The organism is Barnesiella sp. B2-R-119, assembly GCF_023656675.1.
GTDB classification, from domain to species: domain Bacteria; phylum Bacteroidota; class Bacteroidia; order Bacteroidales; family Barnesiellaceae; genus Barnesiella; species Barnesiella intestinihominis.
Genome location: NZ_JAMOKL010000006.1, coordinates 163,828 through 177,497, shown reverse-complemented (window position 1 = coordinate 177,497; position 13,670 = coordinate 163,828). Strand labels below are relative to the sequence as shown.

The following is a 13,670-nucleotide window of genomic DNA, read 5'->3' as shown; positions in this document are numbered from 1 at the left end:
ATGGAAACATTCTTAATAAAAACAGTACAACTACTATTAAGCCTCTCCATATTAGTCATTTTCCACGAATTTGGACATTTTATATTCGCCCGAATGTTCAAGGTTCGGGTTGAAAAATTCTATCTGTTTTTCGATCCGTGGTTTTCTCTTTTCAAATTCAAACCTAAAAATAGCTATACCGAATATGGAATCGGCTGGCTACCGTTCGGAGGATATGTGAAGATTTCGGGAATGATCGACGAATCGATGGACAGAGAACAAATGAGCCAGCCGCCCAAACCGTGGGAATTTCGGTCGAAACCGGCATGGCAAAGGCTCCTAATTATGGTAGCGGGCGTTGTATTTAATTTCATTTTGGCCGTCTTCATCTATTCGATGATCGTCTACACATGGGGAACATCTTATATACCGTTCAAAAACGCTTACGCTGGTATGGAATACTGTGAGTCGGCAAGAAACATAGGATTCCAAAACGGAGATATTCCTCTCTCGGCCGACGGTGTCGATTTGAATTATATGTCGAGCGAGACCCTTCAAAAAATAGTAGACGCCAAAGAGGTGAAAGTTTTGCGAGATAACGACACAGTAACCATCGAAATCCCCAAAAACTTTATGTTACGATTGATCGATAAAGAAGAACTGTTCGCATTATACCGTATTCCTTCTGTCGTGTTCGAAGCCTCCCCGAATACCGGGGCAGCACGAGCCGGTCTGCAAAAGGGAGACCATATAGAATCGATCGATGGAGAAAAGGCATCATCACTAAATGAAATGCACAAAATACTGGAATCCAAACCTAACACCAGCGTGTCGGTTGTCTACTCCCGAGGCTCAGAAGTGAAAACGACAGAAATCACGACAGATTCTTTGGGACGATTAGGCATAGCCATTGCTCCTTTGAGCGATAGTTATGCAATAGTCACAGAACATTATGGATTCTGGGAATCTTTTCCCAAAGGGATAGAATTGGGAGTGGACAAATTGAAGAGCTACGTGAGTAGTATGAAATATGTATTCACCAAAGAAGGAGCTCAAAGTTTAGGCGGATTTGGAGCTATCGGAAGTATATTCCCGGCAACATGGGACTGGGAGGCTTTTTGGAGCATGACAGCATTTCTCTCGGTCATATTAGCCTTCATGAATATTTTACCTATTCCTGCTCTTGACGGAGGACATGTCTTATTCCTACTATACGAAGTGATTACAAGAAGGAAACCGAACGATAAATTTATGGAATACGCACAAATGGGAGGCATGCTCTTCCTATTTGCATTATTGATTTATGCTAATGGAAACGATATATTCCGATTTTTCTTTAAGTAACAGACTATGGACTACATTAAAATAACATTAAAACCGGGGAAAGAAGACTCGTTCCACAGATTCCACCCATGGGTATTCTCAGGAGCGATATATCGCTTTGAGAAACAACCAGAAGAAGGAGATATCGTCGAGGTAACAGACCATCAAGGAAATTTTATCGGTATAGGCCAATACCAAATCGGTAGTATTGCCGTTCGTATATTGACTTTTAAACCGGAAGAAATAAACGAGCAATTCTACTTCAAAAGATTGCAAGAGGCATATAATGTGCGATTAAGTCTCGGTCTCCTTAACGGAGAGTATAACAATACCTGCCGATTGGTACATGGAGAAGGAGACAATTTACCGGGGCTTATCATCGACTTATATAATAAAACGGCTGTCATGCAAGCTCATACTCCGGGCATGCATTACGCCCGTCATCAAATAGCCCAAGCGTTGAAATCGGTTTTGGGAAATGCGATAGACAATATCTACTACAAATCGGAAACTACTCTCCCCTATAAAGCAGAACTTGATGCAGAAAACGAATATCTGTTGGGGGGCGATGCACCTAATATCGCCACGGAAAACGGACTGAAATTTTATGTCGATTGGGTTCGTGGGCAAAAGACCGGGTTCTTCGTCGACCAACGGGAAAACCGGGCCTTGCTCGAACGCTACGCTCACGGACGATCGGTTTTAAACATGTTCTGCTATACCGGCGGTTTCTCTTTTTACGCCATGCGGGGTAATGCCAAATTGGTACATTCGGTCGACAGCTCTTCGAAAGCTATCGATCTGACCTGCAAAAATGTAGAGTTGAACTTTCCCGGAGATAACAGGCATCAAGCATTTGCCGAAGATGCGTTCAAATTTTTGGATACTATGGGAGATCAATATGATTTAATTATTCTCGATCCACCGGCATTTGCAAAACATAAAAAAGTATTGAATAATGCTTTGCAAGGTTATCGGAAACTGAATGCAAAAGCATTCGAAAAAATTCGTCCGGGAGGAATATTGTTCACATTCTCTTGTTCGCAAGTAGTAAGTAAAGAAAATTTCAGATTGGCTGTTTTCAGTGCCGCAGCACAATCGGGACGCAATGTCCGCATTTTACACCAACTGACTCAACCCGCCGACCACCCGGTTAATATCTATCACCCGGAAGGTGAATACTTGAAAGGGTTAGTCTTGTATGTAGAATAAACCAAATTTCAAAAAATCACGTTATATGAAAAAAATTGTTTGTACAATGGCTTCATTGCTTATCTTAGCATCTTGTGCTACCAAACAGGAAAAAGACGACTTCGATTACACCGTAGAATCGTTTGCCGATCTTGAAATCCTGCGTTATAAAGTTCCCGGATTCGAGGAATTATCTTTAAAACAAAAAGAATTGGTTTATTACCTCTCCGAAGCTGCGGCATACGGCCGGGATATACTTTATGACCAAAACGGAAAATGGAACTTGGCCATTCGCCGCACTCTCGAAGCAATCTATCAAAACTATACCGGAGACCGCGAAAGTCAGAATTTCAAAAATTTTGAAGTTTATCTGAAACGGGTGTGGTTTTCAAATGGAATTCACCATCACTACGGCTGTGACAAATTTGTTCCCGAATTTTCACAAGAATTTTTTACCGAAGCTGTTAAATCGCTCGACCCTGAAACACTTCCTCTAACCACTGGTGCAAGTGTAGACGATCTACTCAATACATTGACTCCTGTTATTTTCGATCCCTCGGTCATGCCCAAACGAGTAAATCAAGCTGCCGGTGAGGACCTCATCGTCACCTCGGCATGCAATTATTACGATGGTGTGACTCAGGCCGAGGCAGAAGCGTTTTACAACAAAATGAAAAATCCCAAAGACGAAACTCCTATCTCGTACGGACTGAATAGCCGTTTAGTAAAACGTGACGGAAAAATCGTAGAAGAAACCTATAAAGTGGGCGGACTCTATACCGAAGCTATCGAGAAGATTGTATATTGGCTCGAAAAAGCTGCCGGCGTAGCAGAAAACGAACAACAGAAAGAAGTCATCGAGAAACTCATCGATTATTACCAAACCGGTGATTTGAAACAATTCGACGAATATGCCATTCTCTGGGTAAAAGATCTCGATTCCCAAGTAGATTTTGTCAACGGTTTTACCGAAACTTACGGCGATCCATTGGGCATGAAAGCGAGCTGGGAATCTATCGTCAACTTTAAAAATCTCGAAGCATCGGAACGGACTCATACGATCAGCGATAATGCTCAATGGTTCGAAGACAATTCTCCGGTGGATTCTCGATTCAAAAAAGATAAAGTAAAAGGTGTTTCAGCCAAAGTAATCACAGCGGCAATGTTAGCCGGAGACTGTTACCCCTCCACCCCCATAGGTATCAATTTACCCAACTCTAACTGGATTCGCCACATTCACGGATCAAAATCGGTAACGATCGAAAACATTACCGAGGCTTACGAGAAAGCCGCGCAAGGTAACGGATTCAACGATGAGTTCGTATGGAGCGATACCGAACGGAATTTGATGAATAACTACCTCTTCCAAGCCGACAACCTTCACACCGATTTACACGAATGCTTGGGTCATGGATCCGGTAAATTGTTACCCGGTGTAGATCCCGATGCATTAAAAGCATATAGCTCCACATTGGAAGAAGCTCGTGCCGACTTGTTCGCTCTATATTATATGGCCGATCCCAAAATATTGGAATTAGGTCTTCTTCCTTCGGAAGATGCTTACAAAGCAGCTTATTACAAATACATGATGAACGGGCTCATGACTCAGCTCACCCGCATAGAACCGGGAAAAAACATAGAAGAGTCGCACATGCGTAATCGCCAATTAATCGCCCGTTGGGCCTACGAACATGGTAAAGCCGACAATGTCGTGGAATTTGCCAAACGTGATGGAAAAACTTACGTTGTCATCAATGATTATGAAAAACTACGGAGTTTGTTCGGTAAATTACTGGCCGAAGTACAACGGATAAAATCGGAAGGTGATTACGAAAGCGGTAAAAACTTAGTCGAGGAGTATGGAGTAATTGTCGACCAAGATTTGCACAATGAGGTATTGGCTCGATATGAAAACCTACACATAGCTCCGTACAAAGGATTTGTAAATCCGGTCTATACACCTATCACCGACGAGAACGGAAATATAACCGACATACAAATCTCCTATAACGAAGGATATGCCGAGCAAATGTTGAGATACTCCAAAGATTATTCTCCTCTGCCTATCTATACGTCTATACCCGTTGTTTGTAAATAATCGATACAACGATACTATCCTCACCCCGATATATGCCAGATATATCGGGGTGCTCTTTTTCTACAAAACATCTTTACTCGCTTATTTTTAATTTGTATCTTGCAACAAATTTCAATTACACATCATGCAACAAAAAATCAAAGACATAAAACTTAAATTCAGACAGGCAATGAACGGGATCGTTTCTCAAAACATGAGAAATCTCGGAGCCAACTACAAAATAAACTTTGGACTAACATTACCCCTGTTAAAAAAAATAGCCGAAGAGATACCGGCGGATGCTCAACTGGCAAATGCTTTGTGGAACGATACCGCCGTGCGTGAATCGATGATGCTGGCGCCTATGCTCTACCCCTCAGATGAATTTAACGAAGATGAAGCAGAAAAGTGGGTCACGAATATGCCCAATATCGAAATTGCCGATATATGCTGTAAAAGCCTGTTCCGCCGACTCCGATTCGCACCTCGAAAAGCACTGTCATGGAGTCTCTCCGACAAGATGATACGACAGTATACCGGATTGCAGTTAGCGACAGCTTGGCTTATCGACCACCACGAAATAAACGACATTTCGATATTCGAGCAGATAGCCGATATCGCACTAAAAAAAGTGGCAGACCCAAATGTCAATTTAGCTTTTCCTGCCGTCAATTATCTCAAACAAGCCATGCATCATGACAAACTTTCTGTCTATATTCTGTCGAATTCAAAAAACTCATTCGAGAACAATGAGTTATACAGTAACTTATTCGATGAATTAAACCAAGAAAAGGAACTGTTCAAAGAATTTTCGAGATACGATTCAAACTGAATTTGTTTTGCTTGTAATACAAAAATAGCTAAATTTGTAACATAGGTTGTTTACCATGCCAGAAGAAAAATCAAAAGAAACTGTAAAACAGTTGTTTATACAATTTTTAGAATCCCGGAATTTACGAAAAACCCCGGAACGGTTTGCTATATTGGAGAAAATATACACGACAACTCAACACTTCGATGTAGAAACTCTATATGAAGCTATGATCCAAAATGGATACAGAGTAAGCAAAGCCACGGTCTATAACACGATAGATCTGTTACTCGAAGCCAACTTAGTGCGCAAACACCAATTCGGGAGTAATCTGGCACAGTATGAACGAGTATATAATGCCAACCATCATCATCTCATCTGTATGAAATGTGGTAAAGTCAGGGAAGTAAAAGATTTGGATTTGATGTCCAATTTGAATACTCGCAAATTCAATAAATTCAATACATCGTACTATACCCTATATGTCTATGGCATTTGTAGCCGATGTAGCAACAAAAACAAAAAAGATAAAATCGAAAAGAAATAAACCGAATTAAAGTTTACATAACACTCAAATTATGAAAGTCGATGTTCTCTTAGGATTGCAATGGGGCGACGAAGGTAAAGGTAAAGTCGTTGATGTATTGACACCCAATTATGATATAATCACTCGCTTTCAGGGAGGCCCCAATGCCGGCCATACACTGGAATTCAAAGGCGAAAAATATGTTTTACGCTCTATTCCTTCGGGTATTTTTCAAGGAGGGAAAATAAATATCATCGGGAATGGCGTAGTTTTGGATCCTATTCTGTTCAAAGAAGAAGCCGAAAGTTTAGCCGAAAGCGGACACGATCTCACCCAATGCCTCTACATTTCAAAAAAAGCTCACCTGATTTTACCCACACACCGAATTCTCGATGCGGCTTATGAAGCTGCGAAAGGAAGCTCCAAAATCGGGACCACAGGAAAAGGTATCGGACCCACCTATTCCGATAAAATCAGTAGAAACGGTGTTCGCGTAGGCGACATATTCCTCGATTTCAAAAAAATATATACCACGGCAAAAACTAAACACGAAAATATTCTTCGCTCTCTTAATTACGATTACAACATAGACGAATTGGAACCCAAATGGTTCGAAGCTATCGAATACTTGAAAAGATTTAAAATCATTGACAGCGAACACGTTATCAATCATTACCTGAAAGAAGGAAAATCTATCCTCGCCGAAGGAGCGCAAGGAACGATGCTCGATGTCGATTTCGGTTCTTACCCGTTCGTCACGTCATCGAATACCGTATGTGCCGGGGCATGTACCGGATTGGGAGTTGCTCCTAGTAAAATCGGAGAAGTGTATGGTATATTCAAGGCCTATTGTACCCGGGTAGGAAGCGGCCCCTTTCCAACTGAACTATTCGACGAAACCGGAAAGAAAATACGAGACCTCGGCCATGAATACGGTGCTGTGACAGGACGAGAACGACGCTGCGGCTGGATCGATTTGGTAGCCTTGAAATACGCAATTATGATAGATGGAGTAACCAAACTAATCATGATGAAAAGCGATGTTCTCGATTCTTTCGAAACCATTAAGGCTTGTGTCGCTTATCGGATAAATGGAAAAGAAACTACTGAATTCCCCTACTCTATTGAAGAAAATATTGAACCGGTTTATGTAGAACTTCCGGGCTGGAAAACCGATATGACTAAGATTCACACAGAAAAAGAATTTCCCCAGAAGTTCAATGATTATATCGCATTTTTGGAAAAAGAATTACAAGTACCTATCCAAATTGTATCGGTGGGACCGGATCGTGAACAAACGATTATCCTCTCCAATAAATAATAACTAACCTAACCTCTATCTACTATGGCAAAGATTAAACCATTCAAGGGAATACGTCCTCCGAAAGATTTCGTCGAGCAGGTGGCCTCACGGCCTTATGATGTTCTCAATTCAGAAGAAGCGCGCCAAGAAGCTGATGGCAATGAAAAATCGCTCTACCATATTATTAAACCTGAGATCGATTTCGTTTCCGGTACGGACGAACATAGCCCAGAAGTTTATCAAAAAGCGGTAGAGAACTTTAATATGTTCCAAGAGAAAGGTTGGTTGGTACAAGATAACAAAGAACATTATTACATCTACGCTCAAACCATGAACGGACATACTCAATATGGATTGGTCGTAGGTGCATGCGTCGAAGACTATATGTCGGGAGCAATTAAAAAGCACGAACTTACTCGGCGAGATAAAGAGGAAGACCGTATGAAACATGTGCGTATCAATAATGCCAACATCGAACCGGTATTCTTCGCTTATCCTGATAATACAGAACTCGATGCAATCATCAAACAAGAAACTTCTGTTTCTCCTGAATATGATTTTGTAGCTCCCGATGGATTCGGACACCATTTTTGGGTAATCGACAACGATAAAACGATAGCTCGAATTACAGAACTATTTGCACAAATTCCCAGTTTATATATTGCTGACGGACATCACCGAACGGCTGCTGCCGCCCTAGTGGGGAATGAAAAAGCCCGGCAAAATCCCAATCATCGCGGTGACGAAGAATACAATTACTTCTTAGCTGTCTGCTTTCCAGCCTCTCAATTACAGATTATCGATTATAACCGAGTTGTAAAAGACCTGAACGGACTTACCCCTCATGAATTTCTTGAAAAACTAAAAGAAAATTTCATTGTCGAAGAAAAAGGAGTGCAAATATATAAACCGAAAAAGCTACATAATTTTTCTCTATATATAGATGGAAAATGGTATTCCTTAACGGCAAAAGAAGGTACATACGACGATAACGATCCCATAGGAATACTCGATGTAACTATATCTTCCGACCTAATTCTCAGGGATATTTTGGGTATAAAAGATTTACGTTCGGACAAACGAATCGATTTCGTCGGAGGAATCCGGGGACTCGAAGAATTGCAACACAGAGTCGACAGCGGTGAAATGAAAATGGCTTTGGCTCTATATCCGGTATCGATGAAACAACTGATGGACATAGCGGATACGGGTAACATAATGCCACCCAAAACAACATGGTTCGAACCTAAATTAAGATCTGGGCTGATTATTCATAAATTGGAGTGAGAAGGCTGGCCTATTTCCACACTTAGCGGTTCTTTGATATAATATTATTTAACAAAGAACTGCTATATTATTTTTTATCTCATGCAGCAAAAAAGGGTTTGATTACATCTATTTAATGTAGAAGTAACTCAGGCCGAGTAAATCGGTATGAATGAAAAAGAGCTGATAGAAGCTTGTAAAAACAACGACGTTCGAGCGCAGAAGTTACTTTACGAAACTTTTGCTCGCAAAATGATGTCAGTGTGTTTGCGTTATGCCGATAATCGAGAAATGGCAGAAGACTTTTTGCAAGACGGATTTATCAAAGTTTTTTCTTCCATACGGAGTTACAGTTACGAAGGTTCTTTTGAAGGATGGATGCGGCGTATTTTTGTCAATACGGCATTAGAGGCTTTACGCAAAAACGATCTGTTAAGAAACGGAGTCGAGTTAAATGCGTTAGAACCACAGCAAGAGGCCGACTACTCTGCCGTAGAAAAAATCTCGGCCGATGAATTGATGGAACTCATCGCGCAACTACCTCCGGGCTTTCGGACGGTTTTCAATATGTTTGCTATCGAAGGCTATTCACATAGAGAAATAGCCGAGACTTTAAACATCAATGAAAGTACTTCGAGATCGCAGTATACACGGGCAAAAAGATTGCTGCAAAAATGGATTAAAGAATTAAAGTAAACAGGTATTGATAACAATCTATTAATGATAGACGATCAGAATTTCGAAAAAGCAATACGCACCAAACTGGTACAACATGAATCCGATGTTCCGGATGCCATGTGGTCGGGTATTGAGTCGAGATTGCTTAAAAGAGTACCCAATAAAGTACCCCTCTATCGTCGTATCATGTGGTATTCGGCCGCTGCAATCGTTATGGGTGTTATCGTTACGGTGGCTTTATGGCAATATCCGGATAAAGAAATATCCGCACCTCTCGCTGTTAATGAGGATTACACGGTTCCCACAATAACACAACCTTCTATTTCAAATCTTCATTCAAGTATTGAATCTCCTTCGGTAGAGACACTCAAATTTTTACCGGTTTCATCGCCTCAGTCTCAGAGTCAAACAAAGCAAGAAACTCAAACTGACTCAAAAATTGAAATCGTCGAAACGAATAAAATGAATGAATCCCAAGTAGAAAACAGATCTAACAATACGAAATCAGAACAATACGATTCACAATCCTATCGGAAAAAGTTAGAAGATTTCGAAAATGACGGCAAAAAACTGAAAGAAGCCGATCTTGCAATTACCGAACCGATGAAAAAGGGTAAAAGCAATGGGCTAAAATTCGGACTTATGGCATCCAATGCGACCTCTGGAAACAGTAAGAATCCGGCAAAAGCTATTCGCACGAGGAATCCGCTAATGATGATGTCGGCAAAAAGGAATCCGGTTTATGAGTTTGACCACAAGATGCCATTATCTGTGGGAGCCACAGTTTCCAAAAGTTTGGCAAGAAACTGGGAGTTAGAATCAGGTATAATATATACTTATTTATACTCCAAATATCATTCAACCAACGGAAATGGCAGCCAAGAATTACATTATTTAGGTATTCCCATAGATATTATATATCGATTTGCCCGAGTGAAACGAGCATCTTTTTATGCTTCTGCGGGAGGTAAGGTCGATTTTTACCTTACCGGACAACAGAAAGACGAAGGGCACGACAAAGGAATTTCCGGATCTGGGTATAAAAAGCTCGAACATGAAAATGTACAATTCTCTGTACAGGCCAAATTAGGAGCGGCTCTCACACTGTATAAACAAACGGAACTTTATTTGGAGCCTCATATCGCATATTATATCGAGAATAATTCGAGTATACACAATATATGGAAAGATAAACCTTTCAACTTTGGATTAACGTTGGGAATAAGAACTGGCTTTTAAACGAACAACATTTATAAACTAAGAACAAAAAAATAATGAACACATTGAAACTTGTATCTATTCTAATTTTACTCTGTGGCGTTTTATCATTATCCGGCTGTTTAGGCGATGGTGGAAATACATTATCTGTATACTCTACGGGCAGTATCTATAAAACTTCGACAGGAACTTCCTATATGTTTATAGACCGAGCCGGTATATCTGCGACAAGCGCAGAATTACAAGGTGAAAGGTTAGAAGTAGGCGACAGAATATTAGCTACTACGACCATCGATTTCGATAATCAGGGAACCCAATTGGCGCAAGGCATATACAATGCCACAATTGCAGGAGTACATAAATTCGATTGTAAAAACTATACATTCGACAATTCTATATCCTCTTTCGCTAGTGACACATTGCCCACACTATATGGTGTAGAACCTTTCCTAAGCTATCGCAAAGACGACACGATATTGACTTTTGCATATGTCAAACATGATGTAGAAAACGGTGATCCGAGCTCTTTGAAGCTAGTCCAACCTAAATTATACAATCCAGAGGCTAAAACAGATACTCTCTTTCTCATATATGAAAAAGGGAATATCAAAGATAGCAAAAGCTCGGACTATATTTCTTTCAAATTACCTCAATATCCGAGTGACACAGATATTAACGTCGTTGTAAGATACAATGCCGAAAGTTCCAATTTATCGACCAATAACGGCGACAGAACCAGTAAACTATTTTCTATAACATATAACAGACCTTCGACACTAAACTAATTCTATAAAGAACTTTTATTTTTGATGTTTATAATTTCAGACGGGGTGTCCGTGAGGATACCTCTTTCTTTTTATAAAAATGGAGGCATTTCTATCGATTTCACTCATTGCAATAATTACAAAATAATATTATCTTTGTCTCCTTATAATACTCATAAAAAACGATGAAAAAACTTTTTTTCTTTACTATTGCCCTGCTATGGACAGGGTTCAGCTCTTTCTCGAAAACTCTTTCTTTGCAAGGAGAGTTTATAAATTCCTCGCACCGATACATTCAATACATAGGCCGTATCAGCCATAAAGCTCCGGATACTATTCGTTTCAATTATCCCGGAGTTCAAATACGGGCTTCATTCCGGGGTACATCTCTAAAAATGTATGCCAAGCCCATGAGTGGATTTTTTATGGTAAAGATAGACAATGCTGCCCCTTTCAAAATTTCATTCAATTCCCCCTCCGACTCGATCGTTACCCTTGCCACTGCACTAAACGATACGGTTCATACCGTGACTATCATGAATGTAATAGAGTCTTTTCATCGTCAACCGGAATTCAAAGGCTTTTTGCTTGACAAAGGGAAAAACTTGGTATCCCCGCCAAACCTTCCACAACGCAAAATAGAATTTATCGGTAATTCCATCACATGCGGATATGGAATAGAGAGTGTTGAAGCCTCCGATCCCTTTACCGAAGAAACGGAAAATCACTATTACACCTACGCCGCAATCACCGCCCGAAACCTCCATGCCCAACATTTTGCAATAGCTCGCAGTGGAATAGGTATCTACCGAAATTATAACGGGCCACGTGAAGGCAGTCCAGATTGTATGCCTGCCATGTATAATCAAACTCTTTTCAATGATTCCTCCGAAATTTGGGACTTCTCCCGATATATCCCAGATGTCGTATGCATAAACCTCGGTACAAATGATACCAGCACGCCCGGTTATGATACGGATCGTTTGTATAATGCCTATCTCGCTTTCCATAAAACAGTACGCAATAATTATCCAAAAGCCAAAATCGTGTGGCTTACAGGCTGTATGCTTCATGGCGAGTCGTTGTCTCTGGTTAAAAATACGCTCGACCGACTCTCCGATACACTTCACAAAGCCGGAGACCTCGAAGTATATCGTTTCGATATGACTCCCCAAACCGGAGAATTAGGATACGGAGCAAGCTGGCATCCCAGCCTTTTACAACAACAACGAATGGCTGACGAACTGACTCCATTTCTCCGTAAGTTAATGAGCTGGACAGACTAACCATCTTCAACAAAAAACATTACGGAAAGCGGGCTTAAAATAAATTCGTTTTATTTTGAGCTAAGCCATATTCTGTAAAAGTCAAATATAAAAAAGCCCAGAAAGATTGAGTTCTTTCTGGGCTTTTTTATATGTTGGGTAGAACTATCTTAACGAAACAAATCCGTGTGGTCTGCGATATACCAATCGTACATCTTTTGTACCCCCTCCTCTATCTCGATTTTATGATGCCACCCCAAAGCATGTAGTTTGGAAACATCGGTCAATTTACGCATGGTCCCGTCCGGTTTATCGGCATTGAACCGAATCTCTCCTTCATAACCGACAACTTCCCGTATCCGATGAGCCAAAGCAGCTATGGTTATTTCTTTACCTGTTCCGATATTGATATGGCAATTCCTTACTTCCGGGTTATCACCTTTCACATCAGAGAAATCGACATGTTCGAGAATATATACCGAAGCATCGGCCATCTCCTCGCTCCACAAAAACTCACGTAACGGTTTCCCGGTCCCCCACAATTCCACATAATCGGGATAAATACCATACTTACCCAACACCGTGAGAATAGCTCCTGTCGTGGCGGTTCCGTCGATACCCTCCACTGGCCGCAACGATAGATCTTTACGAACAGCGCCCCAATCGTCCATCATTAAACATTTTCCCAAATGTATTTTACGAATCATAGCAGGCAACACATGGCTTCGCTCCAAATGGAAATTATCGTTAGGGCCATAGAGGTTAGTAGGCATTACAGCAATATAGTTGGTTCCATATTGCAAATTAAAACTTTCACACATTTTCAAACCGGCAATCTTGGCAATCGCATACGGCTCGTTCGTATATTCCAACGGAGAAGTTAACAATGCATCTTCTTTCATCGGCTGTCGAGCATCACGCGGATAAATGCAAGTACTGCCCAAGAACAACAATTTCTTTACTCCATGTCTGAAACTTTCACCGATGACATTCTGCTGTATTTGCAGGTTTTGATAGATAAAATCTGCCCGATAGATACTGTTTGCCATAATTCCCCCCACATGAGCGGCCGCCAGAATCACATACTCCGGTTGCTCTTCGTCAAAGAATCTCTTCACAGCAACCCCGTCGAGCAAATCCAATTCTTTATGAGAACGACCTATCAAATGGGTGTAACCCTTTTCCTGCAAATTCTTCCAAATAGCCGATCCCACCAATCCGTGATGTCCGGCTACATATATTTTGGCACTCTTTTCCATACCGATTCTT

Annotated in this window: 12 protein-coding genes; 11 read left to right on the top strand and 1 reads right to left on the bottom strand. The window is 40.9% G+C overall.

Annotated features, from left to right (window positions below):
- The 11 genes from rseP to NBH06_RS11780 all read left to right on the top strand — a co-directional run bounded on the left by rseP (position 1) and on the right by NBH06_RS11780 (position 12,422).
- Entirely contained in the window at positions 1-1,323 is a 1,323-nt protein-coding gene (rseP, locus tag NBH06_RS11830) for an RIP metalloprotease RseP (protein WP_195331212.1), read from the top strand.
- Between the two features lie 6 nt (positions 1,324-1,329).
- On the top strand, positions 1,330-2,514 hold the full coding sequence (locus tag NBH06_RS11825; RefSeq protein ID WP_008862128.1) for a class I SAM-dependent rRNA methyltransferase: 1,185 nt from the start codon (positions 1,330-1,332) through the stop codon (positions 2,512-2,514).
- A 25-nt stretch (positions 2,515-2,539) separates the two neighbouring features.
- A complete protein-coding gene (locus tag NBH06_RS11820; protein ID WP_250794519.1) occupies positions 2,540-4,591 on the top strand; it encodes a dipeptidyl-peptidase 3 family protein in 2,052 nt (683 codons plus the stop codon).
- A gap of 124 nt (positions 4,592-4,715) precedes the next feature.
- Positions 4,716-5,402, top strand: coding sequence for a DNA alkylation repair protein (locus NBH06_RS11815; protein WP_250794517.1), 687 nt, complete (start codon positions 4,716-4,718; stop codon positions 5,400-5,402).
- A gap of 55 nt (positions 5,403-5,457) precedes the next feature.
- Positions 5,458-5,928, top strand: a complete 471-nt coding sequence (locus tag NBH06_RS11810) for a Fur family transcriptional regulator (protein WP_008862131.1) — start codon at positions 5,458-5,460, stop codon at positions 5,926-5,928.
- A 31-nt stretch (positions 5,929-5,959) separates the two neighbouring features.
- Positions 5,960-7,228 carry an adenylosuccinate synthase gene (locus tag NBH06_RS11805; RefSeq protein ID WP_008862132.1) on the top strand — a complete coding sequence of 423 codons (1,269 nt, stop codon included), beginning with the start codon at positions 5,960-5,962 and terminating at the stop codon, positions 7,226-7,228.
- A 24-nt stretch (positions 7,229-7,252) separates the two neighbouring features.
- Positions 7,253-8,497: a DUF1015 domain-containing protein gene (locus NBH06_RS11800; protein ID WP_046412302.1), complete on the top strand. Its 1,245-nt coding sequence runs from the start codon at positions 7,253-7,255 to the stop codon at positions 8,495-8,497.
- Between the two features lie 147 nt (positions 8,498-8,644).
- A complete protein-coding gene (locus NBH06_RS11795; RefSeq protein WP_008862134.1) occupies positions 8,645-9,172 on the top strand; it encodes an RNA polymerase sigma factor in 528 nt (175 codons plus the stop codon).
- Between the two features lie 24 nt (positions 9,173-9,196).
- Complete coding sequence (locus NBH06_RS11790; RefSeq protein WP_250794515.1) at positions 9,197-10,393, top strand: outer membrane beta-barrel protein; 1,197 nt, start codon at positions 9,197-9,199, stop codon at positions 10,391-10,393.
- 35 nt (positions 10,394-10,428) lie between these two features.
- Positions 10,429-11,157, top strand: a complete 729-nt coding sequence (locus NBH06_RS11785; RefSeq protein ID WP_250794513.1) for a hypothetical protein — start codon at positions 10,429-10,431, stop codon at positions 11,155-11,157.
- Positions 11,158-11,321: 164 nt separating this feature from the next.
- Positions 11,322-12,422: an SGNH/GDSL hydrolase family protein gene (locus NBH06_RS11780; protein ID WP_250794511.1), complete on the top strand. Its 1,101-nt coding sequence runs from the start codon at positions 11,322-11,324 to the stop codon at positions 12,420-12,422.
- Positions 12,423-12,571: 149 nt separating this feature from the next.
- On the opposite strand, the gene NBH06_RS11775 is transcribed toward NBH06_RS11780, so the two are convergent.
- Positions 12,572-13,660, bottom strand: a complete 1,089-nt coding sequence (locus NBH06_RS11775) for a GDP-L-fucose synthase family protein (protein WP_046416136.1) — start codon at positions 13,658-13,660, stop codon at positions 12,572-12,574.
- Positions 13,661-13,670: the final 10 nt, after the last annotated feature.

Excerpts from the sequence above, each read along its gene's own strand:
- rseP (WP_195331212.1), top strand. The coding sequence starts at position 1 with ATGGAAACATTCTTAATAAAAACAGTACAACTACTATTAAGCCTCTCC.
- NBH06_RS11825 (WP_008862128.1), top strand. The coding sequence starts at position 1,330 with ATGGACTACATTAAAATAACATTAAAACCGGGGAAAGAAGACTCGTTC.
- NBH06_RS11820 (WP_250794519.1), top strand. The coding sequence starts at position 2,540 with ATGAAAAAAATTGTTTGTACAATGGCTTCATTGCTTATCTTAGCATCT.
- NBH06_RS11815 (WP_250794517.1), top strand. The coding sequence starts at position 4,716 with ATGCAACAAAAAATCAAAGACATAAAACTTAAATTCAGACAGGCAATG.
- NBH06_RS11810 (WP_008862131.1), top strand. The coding sequence starts at position 5,458 with ATGCCAGAAGAAAAATCAAAAGAAACTGTAAAACAGTTGTTTATACAA.
- NBH06_RS11805 (WP_008862132.1), top strand. The coding sequence starts at position 5,960 with ATGAAAGTCGATGTTCTCTTAGGATTGCAATGGGGCGACGAAGGTAAA.
- NBH06_RS11800 (WP_046412302.1), top strand. The coding sequence starts at position 7,253 with ATGGCAAAGATTAAACCATTCAAGGGAATACGTCCTCCGAAAGATTTC.
- NBH06_RS11795 (WP_008862134.1), top strand. The coding sequence starts at position 8,645 with ATGAATGAAAAAGAGCTGATAGAAGCTTGTAAAAACAACGACGTTCGA.
- NBH06_RS11790 (WP_250794515.1), top strand. The coding sequence starts at position 9,197 with ATGATAGACGATCAGAATTTCGAAAAAGCAATACGCACCAAACTGGTA.
- NBH06_RS11785 (WP_250794513.1), top strand. The coding sequence starts at position 10,429 with ATGAACACATTGAAACTTGTATCTATTCTAATTTTACTCTGTGGCGTT.
- NBH06_RS11780 (WP_250794511.1), top strand. The coding sequence starts at position 11,322 with ATGAAAAAACTTTTTTTCTTTACTATTGCCCTGCTATGGACAGGGTTC.
- NBH06_RS11775 (WP_046416136.1), bottom strand. The coding sequence starts at position 13,660 with ATGGAAAAGAGTGCCAAAATATATGTAGCCGGACATCACGGATTGGTG.